Source organism: Escherichia sp. TC-EC600-tetX4, assembly GCF_019356055.1.
GTDB lineage: Bacteria > Pseudomonadota > Gammaproteobacteria > Enterobacterales > Enterobacteriaceae.
Window position 1 is genome coordinate 2,097,772 of sequence record NZ_CP079924.1, and the last position, 26,443, is coordinate 2,124,214.

Annotated in this window: 25 protein-coding genes and 1 other RNA gene; 12 read left to right on the forward strand and 14 right to left on the reverse strand. The window is 49.3% G+C overall.

Translation table 11 applies throughout. The features are described from left to right. Positions 1–32: 32 nt before the first annotated feature. Both KXD89_RS10085 and KXD89_RS10090 read right to left on the reverse strand, forming a co-directional pair. Entirely contained in the window at positions 33–971 is a 939-nt protein-coding gene (locus KXD89_RS10085) for an electron transfer flavoprotein subunit alpha (protein WP_000080722.1), read from the reverse strand. Positions 972–990: 19 nt separating this feature from the next. Next, on the reverse strand, positions 991–1,755 hold the full coding sequence (locus tag KXD89_RS10090; RefSeq protein ID WP_000692135.1) for an electron transfer flavoprotein: 765 nt from the start codon (positions 1,753–1,755) through the stop codon (positions 991–993). Positions 1,756–2,070: 315 nt separating this feature from the next. Here KXD89_RS10090 and KXD89_RS10095 point away from each other — a divergent pair, with 315 nt between their 5' ends. Beyond that, positions 2,071–2,982: an AraC family transcriptional regulator gene (locus tag KXD89_RS10095; protein ID WP_000284799.1), complete on the forward strand. Its 912-nt coding sequence runs from the start codon at positions 2,071–2,073 to the stop codon at positions 2,980–2,982. 42 nt (positions 2,983–3,024) lie between these two features. Here KXD89_RS10095 and KXD89_RS10100 read toward each other — a convergent pair whose 3' ends face one another. From KXD89_RS10100 to ydiK, 9 genes are all read right to left on the reverse strand, one after another. Beyond that, positions 3,025–4,176 (reverse strand): acyl-CoA dehydrogenase, encoded by a 1,152-nt coding sequence (locus KXD89_RS10100; protein WP_000347850.1) that lies wholly within the window; start codon positions 4,174–4,176, stop codon positions 3,025–3,027. A 13-nt stretch (positions 4,177–4,189) separates the two neighbouring features. Continuing rightward, positions 4,190–5,785: an acyl CoA:acetate/3-ketoacid CoA transferase gene (locus KXD89_RS10105; protein ID WP_000805700.1), complete on the reverse strand. Its 1,596-nt coding sequence runs from the start codon at positions 5,783–5,785 to the stop codon at positions 4,190–4,192. Between the two features lie 142 nt (positions 5,786–5,927). Continuing rightward, positions 5,928–6,686 (reverse strand): type I 3-dehydroquinate dehydratase, encoded by a 759-nt coding sequence (aroD, locus tag KXD89_RS10110; RefSeq protein WP_000860201.1) that lies wholly within the window; start codon positions 6,684–6,686, stop codon positions 5,928–5,930. A gap of 30 nt (positions 6,687–6,716) precedes the next feature. Continuing rightward, on the reverse strand, positions 6,717–7,583 hold the full coding sequence (gene ydiB, locus KXD89_RS10115) for a quinate/shikimate dehydrogenase (protein ID WP_000383469.1): 867 nt from the start codon (positions 7,581–7,583) through the stop codon (positions 6,717–6,719). A gap of 11 nt (positions 7,584–7,594) precedes the next feature. After that, entirely contained in the window at positions 7,595–8,860 is a 1,266-nt protein-coding gene (locus KXD89_RS10120) for an MFS transporter (RefSeq protein WP_000081197.1), read from the reverse strand. Between the two features lie 226 nt (positions 8,861–9,086). Next, positions 9,087–10,301, reverse strand: a complete 1,215-nt coding sequence (locus tag KXD89_RS10125) for an MFS transporter (RefSeq protein WP_000795537.1) — start codon at positions 10,299–10,301, stop codon at positions 9,087–9,089. A gap of 99 nt (positions 10,302–10,400) precedes the next feature. Continuing rightward, positions 10,401–10,757, reverse strand: a complete 357-nt coding sequence (locus KXD89_RS10130) for a YdiL family protein (protein ID WP_001310864.1) — start codon at positions 10,755–10,757, stop codon at positions 10,401–10,403. Positions 10,758–10,892: 135 nt separating this feature from the next. Next, positions 10,893–11,000, reverse strand: an RNA gene (rprA, locus tag KXD89_RS10135) — antisense sRNA RprA. Between the two features lie 185 nt (positions 11,001–11,185). Continuing rightward, positions 11,186–12,298, reverse strand: coding sequence for an AI-2E family transporter YdiK (gene ydiK / locus KXD89_RS10140; protein ID WP_000248636.1), 1,113 nt, complete (start codon positions 12,296–12,298; stop codon positions 11,186–11,188). Between the two features lie 388 nt (positions 12,299–12,686). Between ydiK and KXD89_RS10145 the strand changes: the two genes are divergently transcribed. From KXD89_RS10145 to ldtE, 10 genes are all read left to right on the forward strand, one after another. Continuing rightward, on the forward strand, positions 12,687–15,743 hold the full coding sequence (locus KXD89_RS10145) for an FAD-binding and (Fe-S)-binding domain-containing protein (RefSeq protein WP_000613008.1): 3,057 nt from the start codon (positions 12,687–12,689) through the stop codon (positions 15,741–15,743). Then, on the forward strand, positions 15,740–16,150 hold the full coding sequence (gene menI / locus KXD89_RS10150; RefSeq protein ID WP_000637982.1) for a 1,4-dihydroxy-2-naphthoyl-CoA hydrolase: 411 nt from the start codon (positions 15,740–15,742) through the stop codon (positions 16,148–16,150). The genes KXD89_RS10145 and menI overlap by 4 nt, the downstream gene beginning before the upstream one ends. Before the next feature lie 99 nt (positions 16,151–16,249). Next, complete coding sequence (locus tag KXD89_RS10155) at positions 16,250–16,438, forward strand: YdiH family protein (protein ID WP_001296104.1); 189 nt, start codon at positions 16,250–16,252, stop codon at positions 16,436–16,438. A gap of 547 nt (positions 16,439–16,985) precedes the next feature. Further along, positions 16,986–17,354, forward strand: coding sequence for a Fe-S cluster assembly scaffold SufA (sufA, locus tag KXD89_RS10160; protein WP_000367160.1), 369 nt, complete (start codon positions 16,986–16,988; stop codon positions 17,352–17,354). An 8-nt stretch (positions 17,355–17,362) separates the two neighbouring features. Beyond that, entirely contained in the window at positions 17,363–18,850 is a 1,488-nt protein-coding gene (sufB, locus tag KXD89_RS10165; RefSeq protein ID WP_000089364.1) for a Fe-S cluster assembly protein SufB, read from the forward strand. 9 nt (positions 18,851–18,859) lie between these two features. Then, the gene (gene sufC / locus KXD89_RS10170) at positions 18,860–19,606 is read left to right on the forward strand and encodes a Fe-S cluster assembly ATPase SufC (protein ID WP_000948863.1); all 747 of its coding nucleotides are present in this window, start codon (positions 18,860–18,862) and stop codon (positions 19,604–19,606) included. After that, the gene (gene sufD, locus KXD89_RS10175) at positions 19,581–20,852 is read left to right on the forward strand and encodes a Fe-S cluster assembly protein SufD (protein ID WP_000907979.1); all 1,272 of its coding nucleotides are present in this window, start codon (positions 19,581–19,583) and stop codon (positions 20,850–20,852) included. The genes sufC and sufD overlap by 26 nt, the downstream gene beginning before the upstream one ends. Next, on the forward strand, positions 20,849–22,069 hold the full coding sequence (sufS, locus tag KXD89_RS10180) for a cysteine desulfurase SufS (protein WP_219319343.1): 1,221 nt from the start codon (positions 20,849–20,851) through the stop codon (positions 22,067–22,069). The genes sufD and sufS overlap by 4 nt, the downstream gene beginning before the upstream one ends. A 12-nt stretch (positions 22,070–22,081) precedes the next feature. Further along, entirely contained in the window at positions 22,082–22,498 is a 417-nt protein-coding gene (gene sufE / locus KXD89_RS10185) for a cysteine desulfuration protein SufE (protein ID WP_001196530.1), read from the forward strand. Positions 22,499–22,646: 148 nt separating this feature from the next. Then, a complete protein-coding gene (gene ldtE, locus KXD89_RS10190) occupies positions 22,647–23,651 on the forward strand; it encodes a L,D-transpeptidase LdtE (RefSeq protein WP_000817105.1) in 1,005 nt (334 codons plus the stop codon). 63 nt (positions 23,652–23,714) lie between these two features. Here ldtE and lpp read toward each other — a convergent pair whose 3' ends face one another. The 3 genes from lpp to KXD89_RS22300 form a co-directional block, all read right to left on the reverse strand. Then, positions 23,715–23,951, reverse strand: a complete 237-nt coding sequence (lpp, locus tag KXD89_RS10195; protein WP_000648420.1) for a murein lipoprotein Lpp — start codon at positions 23,949–23,951, stop codon at positions 23,715–23,717. Positions 23,952–24,261: 310 nt separating this feature from the next. Continuing rightward, positions 24,262–25,674 carry a pyruvate kinase PykF gene (gene pykF, locus KXD89_RS10200; RefSeq protein ID WP_001295403.1) on the reverse strand — a complete coding sequence of 471 codons (1,413 nt, stop codon included), beginning with the start codon at positions 25,672–25,674 and terminating at the stop codon, positions 24,262–24,264. A gap of 7 nt (positions 25,675–25,681) precedes the next feature. Beyond that, a complete protein-coding gene (locus KXD89_RS22300) occupies positions 25,682–25,876 on the reverse strand; it encodes a protein YnhH (RefSeq protein ID WP_240806354.1) in 195 nt (64 codons plus the stop codon). Positions 25,877–26,230: 354 nt separating this feature from the next. On the opposite strand from KXD89_RS22300, the gene fumD reads away from it, so the two are divergent. After that, positions 26,231–26,440, forward strand: a complete 210-nt coding sequence (gene fumD / locus KXD89_RS10205) for a fumarate hydratase FumD (protein WP_000528342.1) — start codon at positions 26,231–26,233, stop codon at positions 26,438–26,440. Positions 26,441–26,443 lie beyond the last annotated feature (3 nt).

A 26,443-nucleotide genomic window follows, 5' to 3' on the forward strand; every position in this document is an offset into this window, starting at 1 on the left:
GTTTACAGCGGGAGATGTGGTTGAAAGGGGAATTAGCGGCTCAACTGGCTAATCAGGGCAGGGACGACTTTGTAGATATCGCCCACCAGACCGTAGTCGGCATAGTTGAAGATTGGCGCATTTTTATCTTTATTGATGGCGACAATCACTTTTGCGCCGTTGCCGCCAACCATATGCTGGATCTGCCCGGAGATCCCCAGCGTCAGGTAGAGATCGGATTTCAGCAACACGCCGGAGACACCGATATAACGTTCACGCTCCATCCAGTTCTCGCCTTCGGCAATTGGACGTGAACAGCCGACTTCAGCATTCAGCACCGCCGCCAGTTCGTGGACCATTTTTAGGTCATCCTGCGCCGCCAGTCCACGACCGACGCCAACCACACGTTTTGCTTTGCTCAGGTCCACGCTGCTTGCGGCTTTCGCACGGCGTTCGCGACAGAGAATTTCATGACGCGGAGCAACATAAGGTACCGTTTCTGTCGGGCACTGATGAGAGGTATCACTGGTGCACGGTTCCTGAACACCGGGTGCAAGGGTAATGATCGCCAGCGGGCTGTTGATCTTTTCCTGAGCGAACGCTAACCCGCCATACATCCGGTGTTCGGCGCAAATGTGACCATCGACAATATCCACCGCCGTGGCATCGTTCACCAGCGCCGCATTCAGTTGCACACTTAACCGTGCTGCCAGCGCTTTACCACGTTTCGTCGCGGCCAACAGCAACATAGCGGGGTGTTTATCTTTCAGCAGGGCAGCAATGCTTTCGGCGTAATTTTCAGTGCGTTGCAGCGCGTCGTTTTGCGCAAGAACATAAAGACATTTTGGACCATAAGGCATAACTGCCTGCGCCTGGTCGGTATTTTGTACAATGGCATACACCTGTTGGCCCCATTGCTGAGCGCCGCCAAACAGTTCAGCATAACGTTCAGGATTATCGCTAAAGACCCAGACGCTGTTTAATTGACTCATCGTTTCTTCTCCGTAGGCTTCAGTTCAGGGCTTTCTTCAGATGTTCCGCCAGCTCGGCAATGGCCTCCGGCGAATCGTTATCGATAATGATGTGCTTACGTTCTGTTTGCGGCGGTACGCGAATGCCGACCAGTTCAGCAAGTGGCGCGCTCTGGCTCCAGTCAATATCACTTGCCTGCCACTGATTTACCGGTTTTTTACCCGCGCCGAGAATGGCTTTCATCGAAGGAATGCGTGGCACGTTAATATCGGAGGTGACGCAGAGCACGGCTGGAACAGAGAGTTCAATAACTTCAACATCATCTTCAAGCGTGCGTTCAATCACCAGTGTATTGCCCTGACGCTGAATAGCACTCACTGCATTAATCACCGGAAGTTGCAGAATTTCTCCGACCAGCAAGCCAACCTGCTGGGCATAAAGGTCGCCGGAACCTTCACCAAAGATCAGTAAATCGAAGCCGATCTTTTCAATTGCTGCCGCCAGCGCTTTTGCGGTATCGAGAGGCAGTGCATGTTCAAGTTGCGCATCCTGCACCAAATACAGGCTGTGCGGCCCGCGGGATAGCACGTCTTTGCGCACTTTCGAGTTCTGCAACAATGAGCCGCCAACGGTCAGCGCGGCTATCTCATCGTCATCTGTTGCGAGCTGGCTTGCAGCTTCAATGGCATTGAGATCGAACTGGCTGATTTTGGCGTCGGCATTGTCGAAATTCAGGGTGTATTCTGGAGTGACAACAATGTCCTGTTCTTCAGGCACCAGCTTAAAGCAGGTTATTATTTTCATGATTTCTCCTGTGAGTCGCATACGGAACCATCTCCGATGGAAGGTAAAAATGGCCTGAAAATAGTGTGCGATAGCGGTGCGGGGTTTTCGACGGAGCAAGCTGTTTTCCTTGCCAACAATCTTGCAAAAAAAATGCGATCGCTAAAACAAAAGTGCAATTTGCGGCAATATAGTTATTCCATGACCGTACAATCTTGCATTCAGTGTAAATAATCTTGTTTAGCTCTCGCTAAACGCGGTTGTATAACCGCAATACACGCCGTATTTTATCCGGCATATATTGTTTTTGCTTGCTCATGGAATAGGGAGGTTGTCATGTATCAACGCTGTTTTGATAACGCCAGTGAAACGCTGTTTGTCGCCGGTAAAACGCCACGGCTTTCACGTTTTGCATTTAGCGATGATCCAAAATGGGAGTCCGGACATCACGTTCATGACAATGAAACCGAGTTGATTTACGTCAAGAAAGGGGTTGCAAGGTTTACCATCGATTCTTCGTTATATGTCGCACATGCGGATGACATTGTGGTGATAGAACGCGGCAGGCTGCATGCGGTGGCCTCTGACGTTAACGATCCGGCAACGACGTGTACCTGTGCGCTGTACGGCTTTCAGTTTCAGGGGGCTGAGGAAAATCAGCTACTGCAACCGCATTCTTGTCCGGTAATTGCCGCGGGGCAGGGAAAAGAAGTCATAAAAACCTTATTTAATGAGCTAAGTGTGATTTTGCCGCAAAGTAAAAATAGCCAAACATCTTCGTTATGGGATGCATTTGCCTATACGTTAGCCATTCTTTACTACGAAAATTTTAAAAATGCTTATCGTTCGGAGCAGGGGTATATTAAAAAAGATGTTCTGATAAAAGATATTCTTTTCTATCTGAATAATAATTATCGCGAAAAAATCACTTTAGAACAGTTATCGAAAAAATTTCGTGCCAGCGTCAGTTATATTTGCCATGAATTTACCAAAGAGTATCGTATTTCCCCTATTAACTATGTTATTCAACGGCGTATGACGGAAGCAAAATGGTCACTCACTAATACTGAATTATCACAGGCAGAGATCTCCTGGCGTGTGGGTTATGAAAATGTCGATCACTTTGCCAAACTGTTTTTGCGCCATGTCGGTTGTTCGCCCAGCGATTACCGTAGACAATTTAAAAACTGTTTTGCGGAACAAGAAATCCTATCTGAATTTCCTCAACCGGTAAGTCTTGTTGGATAAATCTGGCGGCGCAGTTTGTTAAGAAGCTGCGCCGCCTGCAGATTATTTGTTCTGATAGTCTTTCAGGATCTGCCGACCTGCTACGTAAATCATAATTTCGTCTGTACCGCCGCCGATACGTTCACAACGGACATCACGCCAGAAGCGGGAGACGCGCGCCTCATCGGTATAGCCCAGACCGCCCATGATTTGAATCGCATCATCAATGACTTCCATTGCGGTACGTGCACAGTACAGTTTTGCCAGCGCCGCGCTGGTGCGCAGTGACTGATGCTGATCGGCTTGCCATGCCACTTTCAGCACCATGTTGCGCATGTTGTCGATCTTAATCGCCATCAGCGCCAGTTTTTCCTGGATCATCTGGTTATGACCAATGGGCTTACCAAAAGCGATACGTTGGTTGGCATAGCGGGCGGCATCTTCAAAGGCGCATTCGGCAAAGCCGGTGCTGCGCGCGGCGTTGATCAGGCGCTCCATCTCAAAGTTGTACATCACATTGAGGAAACCCATTCCTTCTTCGCCCACCATGTCGCTCTCTTCAACCTCCACGTTGTCGAGATAGACTTCGCAGGTGCTGAGCATATGCCAGCCGATTTTATGCAGCGGGTTAATCTTAATGCCGGGCTTACTGGAGTCGACCCACCACAGGGTGAAGGCTTTTTTGGGATCTTTCGGTTGCGGATCGCGCGCCAGCACCAGCATATACGGGTACTCTTTCGCACCGGTAATAAAGGTTTTTTGTCCGTTGATGTAGACCTTGCCGTTTTTACGCGTGTAAGTGGTAGTGGCACTGTTGTTATCTGAGCCAGCACCTGGTTCCGTCAACGCCAGGGCATAGGCGGGATCACCCGTTTCCAGGGTGCTCTCTGCCGTTTTACGTAGCTGCTCTGCAGAACCGAAACGGCGCATACTGTGAATACATTGACCGTTGGTAATTAAAAATGCCGGAGCACCGCATTTTGACACTTCCATCAGCGCCAGCATTTGGGTGACGTAATCCGCAGGGATACCACCAAATTCTTCCGGCACGCCAAGCATGGAAATACCGTTATCCGCCAGCGCCCGCATAAACTCACGCGGATATGTCCCGTTTTGATCGCAGGTGCGGAAATACTCTTCCGGAAAGTTAGTCGTAATCAGTTCGCGAATACTGGCCAGCAGCAGTTCTTGTTCTTCAGTTAAAGAAAAATCCATCATTATACTCCTGTTAATGAGCCGCTTCAGGCAGGACAAAACCCATCGCCGCATCGATAAATAATCTTTCGTCCATCAGTTTGAGTTCTGGCGAAATCACTGGGGTGAAATCCATTTTGTCGAGAATATCTTTTTGTAAATCGACGCCAGGGGCGATTTCGATTAAATGCAGGCCGTCTTCTTTCAGCGTGAATACTGCGCGCTCAGTGATATAACGAACATCCAGCCCTCGCTCGAGAGCGATTTTTCCGCTGAAAGTAATTTCCGGTAGTTCCCGAATAAATTTCTTCACCCGTCCTTCCTGGACGATATTTAATTTGCCGTCGGTAATTTCTGTTTTTAAACTGCCCGCAGTTAATGTGCCGCAGAAAATGATTTTCTTCGAAGTGGCACTGATATCAATAAATCCACCGGTGCCCATGATTTTACCATTGAATTTATGCACGCCGACGTTACCGTGCTGGTCGACTTCAGCAAAACTCAAATAACAAACATCCAGACCGCCACCGTGATAAAAATCAAACTGGGACGTCATATCCAGAATGGCACGGGTATTCACGTTCGCGCCAAAGGCGATCCCCTGTGAAGTAATTCCGCCAATCGGACCTGTTTCTACCGTCAGAATAAAGTCATCAGCACAACCTTCTTCTCGGGCGACCAGGCCAATGCCGTCAGCAATACCGACGCCGACATTCCCCACCGCGCCTTTACGCATTTCGAATAATGCGCGCCGCGCAACTAATTTACGTTGGTTTAGGGGCAGGCTAAGTTTGGTACTGTCATCAAGGGTGAAGTCACCAGAAATAAAGCGGTTAACCGGTGCACCGCCATACAGTTGGGTTTGATCCGGATCGACCACCACAATATCCACCAGATAACCCGGAATACGGACAGATTTAGGATGCAGCGTGGCTTTCTTAACCATTTTCTGCACCTGCATCATCACAATACCGCCGTTATTGTGCACCGCCTGGGCAATAACCAATGCGTCGAGATACATCACCTCATCTTCAAAAGTGGCGTAGCCTTCACTGTCGCAGGTGGTAGCGCGAATGAAGGCAATATCTGGCGCAATCGCTTTGTAATAGAGATATTCTTTGTTATCAAACTCGACCAGTTTAATCAGGTCTTCTTTAGTGACTTCATTCAGTTTGCCGCCTTGCTGGCGTGGATCGACAAATGTCCCGATGCCAATATCACTAATAATACCAGGCTGGTGGGCTGCGGCGGCGCGTAAGGTTTGTGTAAGTACACCTTGTGGGTAGTTATAAGCAATAATTTTATTTTGTTCTGCGAGTTCAGAAATACGCGGCGATTGTCCCCAGTGACCACATAATGCCCATTTCACCAGACCTTCTTGCGCCAGAGGACTAATACCACGGTCGGCGCGATCGCCAAGCCCTGTTGGACTAATAATCGATAAATTACGTGGTGTTTGAGTCTGTTTATATTTATCAGCAAGAGCAGTAATTAACGTGGTGGCTTCCAGAATACCGCCGCCAGCGCCTAACACACAAAGTGTTGCTTCGTCGGGAATATAATTCACCGCTTCCTGTGCCGACAGGACCGGCACTCGTCCATTAATACGAGGTGGTTTTACAGGTTTCATTGTTAATTCCTGATTCAGATGTGATTTTCCCTACGCCAAATGGAGAATTAGCGCACAGAGACTCACGAAATATTTTTATTAAATACGATTGAATATATTTTTTAGTTCGGCGGGGAGGGTGTTCCCGCCGAAATATTATTGCTTATGCCTGGTGTAAAATAGTTAATACCGTGCGCAAATCATTTACCGAGATTTGCCCTGGCGCAGACGCTTTTTTTACCGCACCAAAAGTTGCCGCCGAGCCAAATACTTCACCAGCCAGACGAGAAATTACGCCAGTTTTTGCCATCGACATCGTGATAATTGGACGATCGGCATACTGCTCCTGCATCTCCAGGGTCGCGGCAAGCAACGTCAGCACATCGCTGGTACTTTGCGGCATCAGCGCAATCTTAGGAATATCGGCGTCGAAGGATTGCATTTTGCGCAGACGGGCAATGATTTCTTCGGCTTCCGGCGTTTTATGGAAGTCATGGTTGGACATGACTACTTTCACATCATGCGCGTGGGCGTAGGCGACGGTTTCTTTAACCTGATCATCACCGGTAAATAACTCCAGATCGATCATATCAACCAGGCCGCTGTCGATGGCTGCACGATTGAGTGCAATATAAGCCTCGGTGGAAATCGCCTGCTCGCCGCCTTCTTTGGCACTGCGGAAGGTAAACAGCAGCGGTTTTTCTGGCATGGTCTCACGGAGAATTTTTGCTGCCGCCATGACAGACTCCACATTGGAGAGGTCGGCATAGTGGTCCACACGCCATTCCAGAATATCAAAGTCCGCTTCACGATAGGCGAGAGCTTCGGATTTCACGCTGGCGATATCTTTCGCCATCAGCGAGACGATGATTTTAGGTGCGCCCGTACCAATGACGAGATCTTTTACAGTTACGGTTTTCATTTTTTACCCTTTCTGCACGCGGTCAGCCTGTCAGGCACCGAACCCCATGACCTGTTTAACATATTCCAGAGGGAAATCTTTGCCAGTCCATAATGTGAACTGTTCAGCCCCTTGCCACAACAACATGCCGTATCCATCAATCGTTTTGCAACCAGCTTGTTGCGCCTGCTGCAATAACTTCGTCATATGCGGGTTATACACGCATTCAGTGACCAGAAGTCCCGGATGTAACAGACTGATATCATTAACCAATGATTCATTCTCAAGGGGTTTCATACCCACTTTTGTGCCATTGGTTAAAATGTCGGCGGAAGCCAGGGCTTCAGCAAAGGCTTGCTGATCGGCGAGATCGGTGACCGTGACGACACAATCGGTGTTTTCATTAACCCGCTGCGCGAAGGCGAGGGCTTTATCGAAGAACTCATCCCGACGGTTAAAGAGTTTAATTTCTTTTAAACCTTCAATTGCCCCCTGCGCGCCAATTGCCGTTGAGGCACCACCGGCCCCTAACAGCACCATCGTTTTGCCTTTGATATCAAAACCGCTCTCTTTAATGGCGCGAATATGGCCCGTGCCGTCGGTGTTATAGCCACGCAGATAGCCATCATCATTAACGATGGTGTTGATGGCCCCCACCAGTTTGGCAGCTGGTGTTAATTCATCAACATATTCACACGCCAGTTGTTTGTTCGGCATCGATACACCAGTTCCGCGCATTTTGAGGGCTTTTAATCCTTCAATTGCTCCAGGAAAGCTATCGTTATCCACTTCGAAGGCCATATAGGTAAATGGCAATCCCGCTTTTTCTAAGGCTTTATTCTGCATTTCGGGCGATAAACTGTGGCGGATAGGATAGGCCATCAACCCAATCAATTCGTATTTTGCGGTAACATCCATAATTAACTCCTTTAACCTCTATGCTTAATTGTGTTTAACCGGGTGCAAAATTTACGCTCGCCAAACCGCACATCATTTTCAGGAATAATGAAAACGCGGTAATAGCGGATAAAAACAATAATTGCGGTAATCAGGGCCAGCAGCGCGAAAGTAAAATCGAGAACAATGATATATTGCAGGCCGATGTTCGACAGATAACCGGTAATCAGTGGAATAACAAAGTTAGCCAGTCCACCCATCATCATATAAATACTGGTGACTTTGGCTTTGCTTTTGGGAAAAAACTCTGACATGACCGAAACGCCGAGCTGTAAAATGCCGCCAGCTGCTGAGAAACCGATAACAAAGGCTCCGGCATTGCACACCAGTGGAGAAGGGTACAGGTAGATAATGGCTGCTGTTATTGTTGCCAGTGCAGAGTTAAATACATTAGCCCAGATGGGCCGGACCATTTTTTTCAGTAGTGCGGCAAAAATAAAGACACAGACCAACGAGCCCATACTGTAATAAGAGATGGTTTTTAATGCCTCAGCTTCTGACATACCAGCAAAAGCCATCGCATATTTGGGCATCCACACCACAATCACATAAAAGGTCGAGAATGCGGCTACACCGAACAGTACCGATGAAACACCTTCCAGCCAGACTAACGGTTTGCTGTTCATTTGCGGTAATTCATTAGTTACGCTGGCGTCCACCAACTGGCTGGGGAATTTGCTTTTCAACAGCATCAGCGTGATCAGTACAAATAGAATACCCGGAATAATCAGCCCATAGCCGTACCAGATATTATTGAGCAACATATAGCTCACCAGCATTGGGTAGAACATTTGCCCAAATGACACCATCGCTTTAACCAGTATGACCGCCGAACCAGAGGCTTTCGGAAAGCATTCCATGAGCGCGGGGTAGCCACCCGTATCCAGCGCTGAGTTAGCGATACCTACGCACACTGCCAGACCGTAGGCGAGAGTTAAATTCGGGCAAGCGGGAATACCAAAGAAGAATAGCAGATACATTATTACTGCCATTAATATCACCGCCCGACGACCAAACTTATCGGAGATCACACCGAAGAATAAAATACTGATCAATCGCCCCAAACCGATACCGGAAATTAAGTAGGCAATGCCCGCGTTGTCAGTGGAAAACTTTTCCGCCAGAGATGACATATTTTGGGCAAGCGTAATAACACTAATGCCGTGCAGGAAGTAGCTGAAGTAAATACAAAGAACAGCCAGGATAAATGGCGTGCTGAAAGCCTTATTTTGAGACATTTTCACAGCTCCTTGCTGAAAGATAATTTCGTTACCGTACGTATTGTTCTCCGACGGTTTACATAATTACTATACTGAAGATGATTTTCCCTGGGTACATGGCATAAAGTTTATGTTTCCAGGAATATTGCATGTCATAGTTTGTTTTTGATCGCGATTTTCCTTAGTTAGCGCAGAAAGAGTTATTTATCCGTAAGATCTTGCATGACCTGAAAAGAATATTGCATTACCCACCCGGAGCGACATTTTCCTTTAGCGAGTGATGCCGCGTTTTTTTGCGGCTGCGTAAGCCGATAAACAGTGCCAGTAAAAAACCGATGGCAGCGATGGCGGTATCGAACCACATAATATCGGCAATACTTCTTTGGGACAGATGAGCCGTAATCAACGGAATAGTAAAGGTCGCAATACTGCCCGCACTGTAATAGATCCCTGTAGCTTTACCTTTAGCGTAAGGGAAACGTTCAGCCATTAACGTCAGGCCAATTTGCACAACACCTCCAGCAGAGGTAAAACCAATGACAAAAGCAAATATTATCACCACATAAAATGTGGGATGCAGGCAGACGGTAAACAGAGCAATAAATGAGATAAAGGTGTACAGCATCAGTAATGTTGTTGGGCGAACGGTATTACGAATGAGTGGAGCGGTAATAAATACACAAAGCAGCGAACCCACGGTGTAGATACTGAGTAGTTTGATCGACATAGTGTATGACATGCCTGCAACAAATTGTCCGTACTGTGCCAGCCACTGGCTAACCAGATAAAACGTTGCCATTGAGATATAGCCATATAAGGTATAACTGGCTAAATCGATAATTGAACAGCGATGTTCCGTAGAGCTGGTGGTTTTCTTTATGACAGGTAAGCGACGACCCGGATGGGGTGGGAACGTACAACGGTATAAAAACAGAGCGTTAATAAACATAATGCCTGCAGCAATCATAAAGGACCAACCGAACCACAGTTCAGCCCACACTAACAGGCTAATGATTAGCGGTAATAAAAATTGTCCGCTGGAAACAAATGCTTTAATTAAAATATTGGCTGTCCCAGGTGAGCGTGGAAAAGCTTCCATCAAACTGGGATAAGTGCCTGCATCGAGAAAACTGTTTGCCATTCCCGCCAGAAAGCCAAAAACATAAGCGATAATGATGTTATTGGTCTGCAGGATGCCAAAAAAGAAGGCCATATAGCAGCACATCCCGAGCATGATAAAAGGGCGGCGACCAAAGCGATCGGATAATAATCCTGCAAAAAGCAAGACACTTAATCGACCAATGCCCAGCGATGAGATAACTATCGAGACACCCGCGGCATTAGTCTGCCAAAGTGTCTCCAGCGAGGCCATATTCAGGCTCATCAAAAGGACGCCCATACCATGCACCAGGTAATTAAAATACAACCCAAGTGCGGTAGGGAAATAGGGATTTTTCATAGGTTCTACTTAGCAAAGGTGCTTTAAAAAGTGAAGCGATGTTGTGTCAGCATCCGTTCATTATTGTTGTAACAACGACAATTCCTTTCTGTGGAAAAATTAACAAAGCCGCTCCAGATCGTGTGCATATAATTCAGCAGCTACCGATTGATAGATCTTCCAGTCAATAAAATTGCCATCAGGGTAGACTCGTTGAAATGCGGTTAAGTCGGGGAAAAAACGCATGGTGTTGTTGCCGATGCGGTTATTTATTTTCTCTATGATGGCATGAAGATGTTTTTTTCTTTGCTGACGCATAGCCAACAGTTGCTCGACTACACGATCAGGAATGGCACACTTGCCATTTTCCCACTGACGCCAGCTTTCACTGTCACCGGTCTGGGCAATCCAGGTCGCGCATTCATCAATAGTCATGGCAAAAATATGGCGGAGTGCCTGGAGTTCATAAGCGTTCATCGTGTAATGGCTGCATGAAATAAACAATAAAATATAAATAACATTATCAGCCTGCTGACGGCTTGAAGAGAGTCACAGTATCTTGTGCAACATTATTGGAAAGAGTGAGGGGCGAGGTAGCGAAGCGGAAAAATGTTAAAAAAAAGCCCATCGTGGGAGATGGGCAAAGACTACACACAGCAATTCGTTGTTTCACTCAGGGGATTTCCATGCTTATAAATCAATATGTTGATTTATAACCGTGAGCTAATAGTAGGCATACGGACTTTTTGCGTCGATCAGATTCGTCTCATTAGTTTAAAAACTGTAAAGAATTTGCGACAGGTACTACCAGCTGAATGGCGGTAAGCAGGAAAATATGGGGAAGAGCAAGCAAATATCAATTAGCGGTGGTTAACAATCAGGCGGCAGAGCCGCCTGATGAGAAATTACTTATTCGGTTTCTCGATTTCGCCAAGTTCTTCGAGAATTTCTTCCGGTTGGTCCGTCGGCGGCGGGACTTCTTCCACCCACGCGGCAAACAGACGCCAGGAAACGGCTAACAGAACCGGACCAATAAACAGACCGATCATCCCGAAAGCAATCAAACCACCAATAACGCCAGAGAGAATCAGGATCAGCGGTAAATCGGCACCCATGCGAATTAACATTGGGCGGATGACGTTATCCAGCGTGCCAACCACACCGCTCCACACTAACAATACCGTTCCCCAGGTGGTATCGCCAGTCCAGTAGAGCCAGATAATCGCCGGAATCAGTACCGGCAACGGGCCAAGCTGGACAAGGCAGGAGAGGATCATTAACACCGTTAGCAACGTTGCATAAGGTACGCCGGATACGGCGAGGCCGATACCGCCAAGCACTGCCTGTACTAACGCCGTCACCACCACACCCAGCGCCACCGCGCGGATAGCCTGTGCCGCCAGCAGCACGGCGGCATCTCCGCGAACGCCTGCCAGACGGGTTGCAAAATGGCGAATGCCTTGTGCCACCTGTTCACCGCGCCAGTACAGCAGGGCACTGAAGAGAAGCATCAGCGCACAATGCACCATAAAGCGCCCGATATGCGCCGCCTGCCCAACGAACCAGGTGGTGGTGGTGCCAATATAAGGGCGGACTTTCGCCATGATCGCCGTCCCCCCCATATCCAGCAAGTTGTGCCAGCCTGCATACAGCTTCGCGCCAATCACCGGAATGGTATTAAGCCACGCCAGATCGGGTAACGTCATGTCACCGCTGGAAATGGCTTTAATTAGCGGGCCGCTGCCGTCGACGATACTGTTAACCAGCAAAGCAATAGGGATGATAAACACCATCACTAATAACAGCGTCATCACCAGAACGGCGAGAGAGCGGCGGCCAAACATGATCTTTTGCAAACGTAACAATACCGGCCAGGTGGCGATAACCACCGTACCGGCCCATGCAAAGCCGAGAATAAAGGGTTGAACAATCCACAGACATGCCACAATCATGATGGCTAAAAACAGCACCGAAAGCAGAATTTGTGCGACATCCCTGGGCTGACGAACATTTACCATAACTACTTTTCACCTTTTTTGTGCGTCAAATCGTCGACGCGACGTGAACACGCGAAACTCACCTGCATAATGATGAGCAATTTCAGCGGTTTTTAACAGGCCGATTCTGCCCTTAATTCTGATGGGCGTGTTAGAAAAAAATGTGGTACAACAACTCAGGCAACACGCAAACGATTTACTCGTCGTATTTCAAGTTGCATGTGCTGCGGCTACGTTCGTTCACCCCAGTCACTTACTATTGTAAGCTCCTGGAGTTCACTCGCTTGCCGCCTTCCTGCAACACGAAATCCATAGAGTAAACAAACATCACCTTTCAGTGCGCTATTGCAGCAGCCTGAAAGAATAGTGTATCGACCTACATCACAGACCGCAGGAAAGGGTCAATATAATGATTCCACAGATTTCCCAGGCACCCGGCGTCGTTCAACTGGTGCTTAATTTTTTGCAAGAGCTGGAGCAACAAGGTTTTACCGGCGATACGGCGACAAGTTATGCCGATCGTCTGACAATGTCGACCGACAACAGTATTTACCAACTTCTCCCCGATGCGGTGGTATTTCCGCGTTCAACCGCAGATGTGGCGCTGATCGCCCGTCTTGCCGCGCAGGAACGCTATTCATCGCTGATCTTTACCCCCCGCGGCGGCGGCACCGGCACTAACGGTCAGGCGCTCAACCAGGGGATTATTGTTGATATGTCCCGCCATATGAACCGCATCATCGAAATTAACCCTGAAGAGGGCTGGGTGCGCGTTGAGGCCGGGGTGATAAAAGATCAACTCAATCAGTACCTGAAACCGTTCGGCTACTTTTTTGCGCCGGAACTTTCGACCAGCAACCGGGCAACGCTCGGTGGGATGATCAATACCGATGCATCCGGTCAGGGATCGCTGGTCTATGGCAAAACGTCAGATCACGTACTTGGCGTACGCGCGGTGTTGTTGGGGGGCGATATTCTCGATACGCAACCTTTACCCGTCGAATTGGCGGAAACGCTGGGTAAATCCAATACCACAATCGGGCGAATTTATAACACGGTTTATCAACGTTGCCGTCAGCAACGCCAGTTAATTATCGACAACTTCCCCAAACTTAACCGCTTTCTTACCGGTTACGATCTGCGTCATGTCTTTAACGATGAGATGACCGAGTTCGACCTGACGCGCATTCTGACGGGTTCAGAAGGGACGCTGGCCTTTATTACCGAAGCGCGGCTGGATATTACACGCTTGCCTAAAGTGCGCCGTCTGGTGAACGTCAAATATGACTCTTTTGACTCTGCGCTGCGTAACGCGCCGTTTATGGTTGAGGCGCGGGCGCTTTCGGTAGAGACGGTGGACTCAAAAGTGCTGAATCTGGCGCGGGAAGATATTGTCTGGCATTCCGTCAGCGAGTTGATTACCGATGTGCCTGACCAAGAGATGCTCGGGCTGAACATTGTGGAATTTGCTGGTGATGATGAGGCGCTGATTGATGAGCGGGTAAATGCACTCTGTGCGCGGTTGGATGAGCTGATCGCCAGTCATCAAGCAGGTGTCATCGGCTGGCAGGTGTGCCGTGAGCTGGCGGGGGTTGAACGTATCTATGCAATGCGCAAAAAAGCCGTTGGTCTGCTTGGCAATGCCAAAGGTGCCGCTAAGCCAATTCCGTTTGCTGAGGATACCTGCGTACCGCCGGAACACCTGGCGGATTATATTGCTGAATTTCGCGCGCTGCTCGACAGCCACGGCTTAAGCTACGGTATGTTCGGTCACGTCGACGCAGGTGTCTTGCACGTCCGTCCAGCGCTGGATATGTGCGATCCTCAACAAGAGATTTTGATGAAGCAAATCTCTGATGACGTGGTGGCGCTGACTGCGAAATACGGTGGTTTGTTGTGGGGCGAGCACGGCAAAGGTTTTCGCGCTGAATACAGCCCGGCGTTTTTCGGTGAGGAACTTTTTGCAGAACTGCGCAAAGTGAAAGCGGCATTTGACCCGCATAACCGACTCAACCCAGGGAAGATTTGCCCGCCAGAAGGTCTCGATGCGCCGATGATGAAAGTGGACGCGGTGAAGCGCGGTACATTCGATCGGCAGATCCCCATTGCGGTACGCCAGCAGTGGCGCGGTGCGATGGAGTGTAACGGCAACGGTTTATGCTTCAACTTTGATGCCCGTAGTCCGATGTGTCCGTCGATGAAGATCACCCAGAACCGGATTCATTCACCGAAAGGGCGCGCAACGCTGGTGCGTGAATGGCTGCGTTTGTTGGCGGATCGCGGCGTTGATCCACTCAAACTGGAACAAGAACTGCCTGAATCCGGCGTCAGTTTGCGGACGTTAATTGCCCGCACGCGCAATAGCTGGCATGCGAATAAAGGCGAATATGACTTCTCACACGAAGTCAAAGAGGCGATGTCGGGCTGTCTGGCCTGTAAAGCGTGTTCGACCCAGTGCCCCATCAAAATTGATGTGCCGGAGTTTCGCTCTCGTTTTCTGCAGCTCTATCACACCCGTTATTTACGCCCGCTGCGCGACCACCTCGTCGCTACGGTCGAGAGCTACGCGCCGCTGATGGCACGCGCGCCGAAAACCTTTAACTTCTTCATTAACCAGCCGCTGGTGCGCAAACTCTCGGAAAAACATATCGGCATGGTTGATTTGCCGCTGCTGTCGGTCCCCTCGCTACAACAACAAATGGTGGGGCATCGCTCGGCAAACATGACGCTGGAACAGCTTGAATCTCTCAATGCAGAGCAGAAAGCGCGCACAGTGTTGGTGGTGCAGGACCCCTTTACCAGCTATTACGATGCGCAAGTGGTGGCGGATTTTGTCCGTCTGGTCGAAAAATTAGGTTTCCAGCCTGTGTTACTGCCATTTTCGCCAAATGGCAAAGCCCAGCATATTAAAGGTTTTCTTAATCGTTTTGCGAAGACGGCGAAAAAGACGGCGGATTTCCTCAACCGTATGGCGAAGCTGGGTATGCCAATGGTGGGCGTCGATCCGGCGCTGGTACTTTGTTATCGCGATGAATATAAACTGGCGCTGGGCGAGGAGCGTGGCGAGTTTAACGTCTTACTGGCGAATGAATGGCTGGCAAGCGCACTTGAGTCACAGCCAGTGGCTACAGTCAGCGGTGAATCATGGTATTTCTTTGGTCACTGTACCGAAGTTACCGCCTTGCCGGGTGCGCCAGCACAATGGGCCGCGATATTTGCCCGTTTTGGCGCGAAACTGGAAAATGTCAGCGTGGGTTGCTGCGGCATGGCAGGGACTTACGGACATGAAGCGAAAAACCATGAAAATTCGCTCGGGATCTATGAGTTATCCTGGCATCAGGCTATGCAGCGACTGCCGCGTAACCGCTGTCTGGCGACCGGATATTCCTGCCGTAGCCAGGTAAAACGGGTTGAAGGCACGGGGGTACGCCATCCTGTGCAGGCTTTACTGGAGATTATTAAATGATATGGAAACGGAAAATCACCCTGGAAGCACTGAATGCTATGGGTGAAGGAAACATGGTGGGGTTCCTGGATATTCGCTTTGAACATATTGGTGATGACACCCTTGAAGCGACAATGCCAGTAGACTCGCGGACAAAGCAGCCTTTCGGGTTGCTGCATGGAGGAGCATCCGTGGTACTGGCCGAAAGTATCGGTTCCGTTGCCGGTTATTTATGTACCGAAGGTGAGCAAAAAGTGGTTGGTCTGGAAATCAATGCTAACCACGTCCGCTCGGCACGAGAAGGGCGGGTGCGCGGCGTATGCAAACCGTTGCATCTCGGTTCGCGTCACCAGGTCTGGCAGATTGAAATCTTCGATGAGAAAGGGCGTTTGTGCTGTTCGTCACGATTGACGACCGCCATTTTGTGACGTTGTCACCAGAAAAGTGTGACGCATATTGCTTTTGGTCATTATCTGCACAGTAAACGGTGGTATACTGTGCAGGTCTTGTCTAAAAGCGAGGATGCTATGTCTACTCAACTTGATCCCACCCAGCTGGCCATTGAATTTTTACGCCGTGACCAGAGCAATCTTTCACCTGCCCAATATCTCAAACGTCTGAAACAACTAGAACTTGAATTTGCTGACCTGCTTACTCTCTCTTCTGCTGAATTAAAAGAAGAAATCTACTTTGCCTGGCGTCTGGGCGTGCATTGATCCTGACTTAATGCCGCAAGTTCGCCAAATCGACCTGGATTAACCTCCGTCCAGGTTCGATGACCTTCTTAATACTGCTTATCTACCGCCTGATATTGTTCAAAAATAATACTAATCGCAGTTTGTGTTAAAACGGCGGGTTAGCTTTATGAGATTATTCTTATCGCCCCTTCAAGAGCTAAGCCACTGAGAGTGCCGGAGATAAGCGCCGGATGGGGTAGAAACCCTTAAGCCTGTGTCGCACAGACTTAAGGGTTTTCTTATTTCTGAACGCTGCACTTTTTTACCTATCTCTTAAATAGTCATTTTCAATACAACTTTTTCTTTTTCATCACAGCCTTAATGCTCCTTAGATAATAACCATTATCTAACAATGAGATACCTAATTCTTAGCGTGCCTGTTAACCCACACATCAGGGTCTATGCTTATTAAAAGCAGGCAAAAAGCATGTTTTACGGTAAAGCCCCTGCGTTTGCTGGGTTGAACTGATAATCATTATCACTAACATGCTGTTATACGCTGAAAGCGATGAAGTGAGGTAAATCGATGGACATGCATTCAGGAACCTTTAACCCACAAGATTTCGCCTGGCAAGGCTTAACGCTGACACCCGCAGCGGCGATACACATCCGTGAGCTGGTGGCAAAGCAGCCGGGTATGGTCGGCGTGCGCTTAGGCGTGAAGCAAACGGGCTGCGCGGGCTTTGGCTATGTGCTCGACAGTGTTAGCGAGCCGGACAAAGACGATCTGCTGTTTGAACACGACGGCGCGAAGCTGTTTGTCCCGCTGCAAGCGATGCCGTTTATTGATGGCACGGAAGTCGATTTCGTTCGTGAAGGACTTAATCAGATATTCAAATTTCACAACCCTAAAGCCCAGAATGAATGTGGCTGTGGCGAAAGCTTTGGGGTATAGGCGGTACTATGTCTCGTAATACTGAAGCAACTGACGATGTCAAAACCTGGACCGGCGGCCCGCTGAATTATAAAGAAGGATTCTTCACCCAGTTAGCCACCGATGAGCTGGCAAAGGGGATAAACGAAGAGGTGGTGCGCGCAATTTCGGCGAAGCGTAATGAGCCGGAGTGGATGCTGGAGTTTCGTCTAAACGCCTATCGCGCATGGCTGGAGATGGAAGAACCGCACTGGTTGAAAGCGCACTACGACAAGCTGAATTATCAGGATTACAGCTACTACTCAGCACCATCGTGCGGTAATTGTGACGACACTTGCGCGTCTGAACCTGGCGCGGTGCAGCAAACTGGCGCGAACGCCTTTTTAAGTAAAGAGGTGGAGGCGGCGTTTGAGCAGTTGGGCGTTCCCGTGCGGGAAGGCAAAGAGGTGGCGGTGGATGCCATTTTCGACTCAGTTTCGGTTGCCACTACTTATCGCGAAAAACTGGCGGAGCAGGGAATTATTTTCTGTTCCTTTGGTGAGGCGATCCACGATCACCCGGAACTGGTGCGTAAATATCTCGGCACCGTGGTGCCGGGGAATGACAACTTCTTTGCCGCGCTTAATGCGGCGGTAGCCTCTGATGGTACGTTTATTTATGTGCCTAAAGGCGTGCGCTGCCCGATGGAACTTTCCACCTATTTTCGCATTAACGCAGAAAAAACCGGGCAGTTTGAGCGCACCATTCTGGTGGCCGACGAAGACAGCTACGTCAGCTACATTGAAGGCTGTTCCGCTCCGGTGCGTGACAGCTATCAGTTACACGCGGCAGTGGTGGAAGTCATCATCCATAAAAACGCCGAGGTGAAATATTCCACGGTACAAAACTGGTTTCCTGGCGATAACAACACCGGCGGTATTCTCAACTTCGTCACCAAGCGTGCTTTGTGCGAAGGCGAAAACAGCAAAATGTCATGGACGCAATCAGAAACCGGGTCAGCGATTACGTGGAAATATCCCAGCTGCATTTTGCGCGGCGATAACTCCATTGGTGAGTTTTACTCAGTGGCGCTGACCAGCGGTCATCAGCAAGCGGATACCGGCACCAAGATGATCCACATCGGTAAAAACACCAAATCGACCATTATCTCGAAAGGGATCTCTGCCGGACATAGTCAGAACAGTTATCGCGGCTTAGTGAAAATCATGCCGACGGCAACCAATGCGCGCAATTTCACTCAGTGCGACTCAATGCTGATTGGCGCTAATTGTGGGGCGCATACCTTCCCGTATGTTGAGTGTCGTAACAATAGTGCGCAACTGGAACACGAGGCAACGACATCACGTATTGGTGAAGATCAACTGTTTTACTGCCTGCAACGCGGGATCAGCGAAGAAGACGCCATCTCGATGATTGTTAACGGTTTCTGCAAAGACGTGTTCTCGGAGCTGCCGTTGGAATTTGCCGTTGAAGCACAAAAACTCCTCGCCATCAGTCTTGAACACAGCGTCGGATAAGGAATAAACATGTTAAGTATTAAAGATTTACACGTCAGCGTGGAAGATAAAGCTATCCTGCGCGGATTAAGCCTCGACGTTCATCCCGGCGAAGTTCACGCCATTATGGGGCCAAACGGTTCGGGCAAAAGTACCTTATCGGCAACGCTTGCCGGGCGAGAAGATTATGAAGTGACGGGCGGCACGGTTGAGTTCAAAGGCAAAGATTTGCTTGCGCTGTCGCCGGAAGATCGCGCGGGCGAAGGCATCTTTATGGCCTTCCAGTATCCGGTGGAGATTCCAGGTGTCAGTAACCAGTTTTTCCTGCAAACGGCACTTAATGCGGTGCGCAGCTATCGCGGCCAGGAAACGCTCGACCGCTTTGATTTTCAGGATTTGATGGAAGAGAAAATCGCTCTCCTGAAGATGCCGGAAGATTTATTAACCCGTTCGGTAAACGTTGGTTTTTCCGGCGGCGAGAAAAAGCGCAACGATATTTTGCAAATGGCGGTGCTGGAACCGGAGTTATGCATTCTTGATGAGTCGGACTCCGGGCTGGATATTGACGCATTAAAAGTGGTCGCCGATGGCGTGAACTCGCTGCGTGATGGCAAGCGCTCATTCATCATTGTTACGCACTACCAACGCATTCTCGACTACATCAAGCCTGATTACGTTCATGTGCTATATCAGGGACGAATTGTGAAATCCGGCGATTTCACGTTGGTCAAACAACTGGAGGAGCAGGGTTATGGCTGGCTTACCGAACAGCAGTAACGCGCTGCAACAGTGGCATCACTTGTTTGAAGCTGAAGGGACAAAACGCTCCCCGCAAGCACAGCAGCATTTACAACAATTGCTGCGTACCGGACTGCCGACACGTAAACATGAAAACTGGAAATATACGCCGCTGGAAGGGCTGATCAATAGCCAGTTTGTCAGCATTGCGGGAGAGATATCCCCACAGCAGCGTGATGCCTTAGCGTTAACGTTAGACTCCGTGCGGCTGGTGTTTGTCGATGGGCGTTACGTGCCCGCACTGAGCGATGCAACTGAAGGCAGCGGATATGAAGTGAGCATTAACGACGACCGTCAGGGTTTACCCGACGCTATTCAGGCGGAAGTGTTTCTGCATTTGACGGAAAGCCTGGCACAAAGCGTGACGCATATCGCCGTGAAGCGCGGTCAACGGCCGGCAAAGCCATTGCTGTTAATGCATATCACCCAGGGCGTGGCAGGTGAAGAGGTGAACACTGCCCATTACCGACATCATCTGGATCTGGCGGAAGGTGCCGAAGCAACGGTGATCGAACATTTTGTCAGCCTGAATGATGCTCGTCATTTTACCGGGGCACGGTTCACTATCAACGTCGCAGCGAATGCCCACTTGCAGCATATCAAGCTGGCGTTTGAAAACCCGCTCAGTCACCACTTTGCTCATAACGATTTGTTGCTGGCTGAGGATGCCACCGCATTTAGCCACAGTTTCCTGCTGGGTGGCGCAGTGTTACGACACAACACCAGTACGCAACTCAATGGCGAAAACAGCACGCTGCGGATCAATAGCCTGGCGATGCCGGTGAAAAACGAGGTGTGTGATACCCGTACCTGGCTGGAACACAATAAAGGTTTTTGTAACAGCCGACAGTTGCACAAAACTATCGTCAGCGACAAAGGCCGCGCGGTATTTAACGGTTTGATCAACGTCGCGCAGCACGCCATCAAAACGGATGGTCAGATGACCAACAACAATCTGCTGATGGGCAAACTGGCGGAAGTGGATACGAAACCGCAGCTGGAAATCTATGCAGATGATGTGAAATGCAGCCACGGCGCGACGGTGGGGCGTATTGATGATGAACAGATATTCTATCTGCGCTCGCGCGGGATCAATCAGCAGGATGCCCAGCAGATGATCATTTACGCCTTCGCTGCCGAACTGACGGAAGCACTGCGTGATGAGGGGCTTAAACAGCAGGTGCTGGCCCGAATCGGTCAACGGCTGCCAGGAGGTGCAAGATGATTTTTTCCGTCGACAAAGTGCGGGCCGACTTTCCGGTGCTTTCGCGTGAGGTAAACGGTTTGCCGCTGGCTTATCTCGACAGCGCCGCCAGTGCGCAGAAACCGAGACAGGTGATTGACGCCGAGGCCGAGTTTTATCGTCATGGCTACGCGGCGGTGCATCGTGGTATTCATACCTTAAGCGCCCAGGCGACCGAGAAAATGGAGAACGTGCGCAAGCGGGCATCGCTGTTTATTAATGCCCGTTCGGCGGAAGAGCTGGTGTTCGTCCGCGGCACGACGGAAGGGATCAATCTGGTCGCCAATAGCTGGGGCAACAGCAACGTGCGGGCGGGCGATAACATCATCATCAGTCAGATGGAGCACCACGCTAACATTGTTCCCTGGCAGATGCTTTGCGCACGCGTTGGCGCAGAGCTGCGTGTGATCCCGCTCAATCCCGATGGTACGTTGCAACTGGAGACGCTGCCTACGCTGTTTGATGAGAAAACTCGCCTGCTGGCAATTACTCATGTCTCCAACGTGCTTGGCACAGAAAATCCACTGGCGGAAATGATCACGCTTGCGCACCAGCATGGCGCAAAAGTGCTGGTGGATGGCGCTCAGGCGGTGATGCATCATCCGGTGGATGTTCAGGCGCTGGATTGCGACTTTTACGTGTTCTCCGGGCATAAACTGTATGGCCCCACCGGAATTGGCATTCTTTATGTGAAAGAAGCCTTGTTGCAGGAGATGCCGCCGTGGGAAGGGGGCGGTTCTATGATCGCCACCGTCAGCCTGAGTGAAGGCACTACCTGGACCAAAGCACCATGGCGGTTTGAAGCCGGTACACCCAATACCGGGGGCATCATTGGTCTTGGCGCGGCGCTGGAGTATGTTTCGGCGCTGGGGCTTAATAACATAGCCGAGTATGAACAGAATCTGATGCATTATGCGCTATCACAGCTGGAATCTGTACCGGATCTCACTCTCTATGGCCCACAAAACAGGCTTGGCGTTATTGCTTTTAATCTCGGTAAACACCACGCCTATGATGTTGGCAGTTTTCTCGATAATTACGGCATTGCTGTGCGTACCGGACATCACTGCGCAATGCCATTGATGGCCTATTACAACGTCCCTGCGATGTGTCGGGCGTCGCTGGCCATGTATAACACCCATGAAGAAGTGGATCGTCTGGTGACCGGCCTGCAACGTATTCACCGTTTGCTGGGATAACAGGGAGGCACTATGGCTTTATTGCCGGATAAAGAAAAGTTGCTGCGTAATTTTTTACGCTGCGCCAACTGGGAAGAGAAATATCTCTACATTATTGAGCTGGGCCAGCGTCTGCCAGAATTACGCGACGAAGACAGAAGTCCACAAAATAGCATTCAGGGCTGTCAGAGTCAGGTGTGGATTGTCATGCGCCAGAATGCCCAGGGAATTATTGAATTACAGGGCGACAGCGATGCGGCGATTGTGAAAGGGCTTATTGCGGTCGTCTTTATTCTCTACGATCAGATGACGCCGCAGGATATTGTCAATTTCGATGTGCGTCCGTGGTTTGAAAAAATGGCGCTCACCCAACATCTCACCCCATCTCGTTCACAAGGTCTGGAAGCGATGATTCGCGCAATTCGCGCCAAAGCCGCTGCACTTAGCTAAACTAAAAGGACAGCTTTCATCCGGTTGGCTCACATTGCCGGATGGTCAATGTTTACACTGACCTGCACAGGAGTGTTTTGGTTTCAGGTGAACATAAGCGCCATCCGACGTTTCAGCGTGAGTCTCCGGCAAATACAGGAGGTTTACAATGAAACGCGCGTCTTTGCTTACACTCACGCTTATCGGCGCTTTTAGCGCCATCCAGGCTGCCTGGGCGGTTGATTATCCGCTACCACCAACCGGAAGCCGACTGGTTGGGCAAAATCAAACGTATACGGTGCAAGAAGGGGATAAAAACCTTCAGGCTATTGCCCGACGTTTTGATACTGCGGCAATGTTGATCCTTGAAGCCAATAACACTATCGCCCCGGTGCCAAAACCTGGTACGACGATAACTATTCCTTCACAACTGTTATTACCTGATGCACCGCGTCAGGGGATTATCGTTAACCTTGCAGAGCTGCGCCTTTATTATTATCCGCCGGGAGAAAATATTGTGCAGGTTTATCCAATAGGTATTGGATTGCAGGGGCTGGAAACGCCGGTGATGGAAACGCGTGTTGGGCAGAAAATCCCTAACCCAACCTGGACGCCTACGGCAGGCATTCGTCAGCGTTCGCTGGAGCGTGGCATTAAATTACCGCCAGTCGTTCCTGCCGGACCAAATAACCCGCTAGGACGTTACGCACTGCGCCTCGCGCATGGTAATGGCGAATACCTCATTCATGGTACCAGTGCGCCGGACAGCGTCGGTTTGCGCGTCAGTTCAGGGTGTATTCGCATGAATGCACCGGATATTAAAGCCTTGTTCTCCAGCGTGCGGACGGGAACGCCGGTGAAAGTGATCAACGAACCGGTGAAATATTCCGTGGAGCCTAACGGGATGCGTTATGTTGAAGTACATCGACCACTATCGGCAGAAGAACAGCAGAACGTTCAGACAATGCCATACACACTGCCAGCAGGCTTTACGCAATTTAAAGACAATAAGGCTGTAGATCAGAAGTTAGTCGATAAAGCGTTGTATCGTCGGGCAGGGTATCCGGTTTCGGTGAGCAGTGGAGCAACTCCCGCAGCCAGCAATGCGCCTTCAGTAGAGTCAGCGCAGAATGGTGAACCAGAGCAAGGGAATATGTTACGCGTGACGCAGTAGCGGTAAACGGCAGACAAAAAAAATGGCGCACAATGTGCGCCATTTTTCACTTCACAGGTACTATTACTTGCGGTATTTAGTAGCCATGTTGTCCAGACGCTGGTTAGCACGAGCTGCGTCATCTTTAGCAGCCTGAACGTCGGAACGCATTGCGTTCACGTCGTTGCTCAGCTGGTCAACTTTAGCGTTCAGAGTCTGAACGTCAGAAGACAGCTGATCGATTTTAGCGTTGCTGGAGCAACCTGCCAGCAGAGTAGAACCCAGGATTACCGCGCCCAGTACCAGTTTAGTAGCTTTCATTATTAATACCCTCTAGATTGAGTTAATCTCCATGTAGCGTTACAAGTATTACACAAAGTTTTTTATGTTGAGAATATTTTTTTGATGGGAAGGCACTTATTTTTGATCGTTCGCTCAAAGAAGCATCGAACGCTGGGTTTTAGATAAAAAAATTGAGAGAAAACAGGATGCTTCCATCGGATTCATCTTAGATAAAGTGAGATTATATAGTGAAATCCGATTTGATTTTTTATTGCTTCTGGTTATCGATTAAATAAAAAAAGCGCCCATCAGGGCGCTTCGATATACAAATTAATTCACAAAAGCAATATTACAGGACGTGAACAGATGCGGTGTTAGTAGTGCCGCTCGGTACCAGTGCACCAGAAACCATAACTACAACGTCACCTTTGTGTGCCAGACCGCTCTGCAGAGCCAGTTCTTTACCCAGACGGTAGAAATCATCAGTAGAAGTGATCTCTTTAACAAGCTGCGGCACAACGCCTTTGCTCAGTACCAACTGATGAGCCGTTTTTTCGTTGGTGGTCAGTGCCAGGATGGTGGCATCCGGGAAGTATTTACGTACTGCGCGAGCAGATTTACCGCCCTGAGTAGCAACCACGATCAGCGGAGCATCCAGTTTTTCAGCAGTTTCAACGGCACCACGGCATACCGCTTCGGTAATGCGCAGTTTACGGTTGTCATTGTTGAACTCGAGACGGCTGTTCATCACGCGGTCGGTACGTTCGCAGATGGTCGCCATGATAGAAACCGCTTCCAGCGGGTATTTACCTTTTGCGGATTCACCAGACAGCATCACTGCGTCAGTACCGTCGAGGATGGCGTTTGCAACGTCACCGGCTTCTGCGCGAGTCGGGCGTGGGTTTTTGATCATGGAATCCAGCATCTGGGTCGCAGTGATAACGACTTTACGTGCACGGATACATTTTTCGATCATCATCTTCTGGGCGAAGATAACTTCTTCTACCGGGATTTCTACACCCAGGTCGCCACGCGCAACCATGATGCCGTCAGAGGCTTCGAGGATTTCGTCGAAGTTGTTGAGGCCTTCCTGGTTTTCGATTTTGGAGATGATGTGGATGTTTTCGCCGCCGTGCGCTTTCAGGTGCTCACGGATTTCGATAACGTCAGAACGCTTACGAATAAAGGAAGCAGCAACAAAGTCTACGCCTTGTTCGCAACCAAAGATCAGGTCCTGTTTGTCTTTTTCAGCCAGTGCTGGCAGAGCAATGGAAACGCCAGGCAGGTTCACACCTTTGTTTTCGCCCAGGTCACCGTTGTTCAGCACTTTACAGATAACTTTGTTACCTTCAATGGCGGTAACTTCCATACCGATCAGACCATCGTCAACCAGTACGGTGTTGCCAACAGACAGGTCAGTAGTGAAACCTTCATACGTTACCGCAACCATTTCGCTGTTGCCGATAACAGATTTATCAGTGGTGAAAGTAAAGGTCTGACCAGCTTTCAGAGAAACGTCGTTACCGCCTTCCAGTTTCATGGTGCGGATTTCCGGACCTTTGGTATCAAGCAGGATAGCGGCGGTTTTACCAGTTTTGCTCATCACGTTGCGCAGATTCTGAATGCGCTGACCGTGTTCTGCATAGTCACCATGAGAGAAGTTCAGACGCATAACGTTCATGCCAGCGTCCAGCATTTTAGCTAACATCTCTTCAGATTCGGTTTTCGGTCCGATGGTGCAAACAATTTTGGTCTTTTTCATGACAGTCTTAGTCTTTAAGTTGAGAAGGATGGGAGAAACTTGCTTTCTGGGCGCACTGCCGGAAAGCGAATCCGGTATTACGAAAGTGGTGGTGCCTCGCTCTAAGGATAGGTGACATCGAAAAAGCGTGCAGAGGAATGTGTGCTTGTGTCTCAGCCCAACGTGAGTGCCTGTTTTTGAGTCGTTGAGTTCTACAGTCCAAAGTGCTGAAACCATTCAAGAGTCAATTGGCGCGCATTATACGCTGAAATTAATCCAAAAGGAAAACAAAAACAGCGTTTCAAAAAATATACAACTTGTTAGACAATAAATTGTTATCAAAGATTTAACGTTCCAGGGAAAAGGTTACGCAAAAACTTCACTGTTTGCGCAACGTCTGGTGCCGAAGTTGTCAGTGTGAGGATAAGTGAAAGTTCATCCGGTGTATAAATATATCATCGCTCAATTGCTACAGTTAAAATAATTTATCGCGTTATTTGTCTGATTTTGTTTGATTTTTGTTTAATTGGTTAGATTGATATATGCTGATAGTTGGCATGATAAATAGGTATAAAGAATGGGAAATCGGACAAAAGAGGATGAACTGTACCGAGAAATGTGCAGAGTTGTCGGTAAAGTTGTGCTGGAAATGCGCGATCTGGGGCAGGAACCAAAGCATATTGTTATCGCAGGCGTATTACGTACAGCATTAGCCAATAAACGCATTCAGCGCAGTGAGCTGGAAAAGCAGGCGATGGAAACCGTCATTAACGCACTGGTAAAATGACCA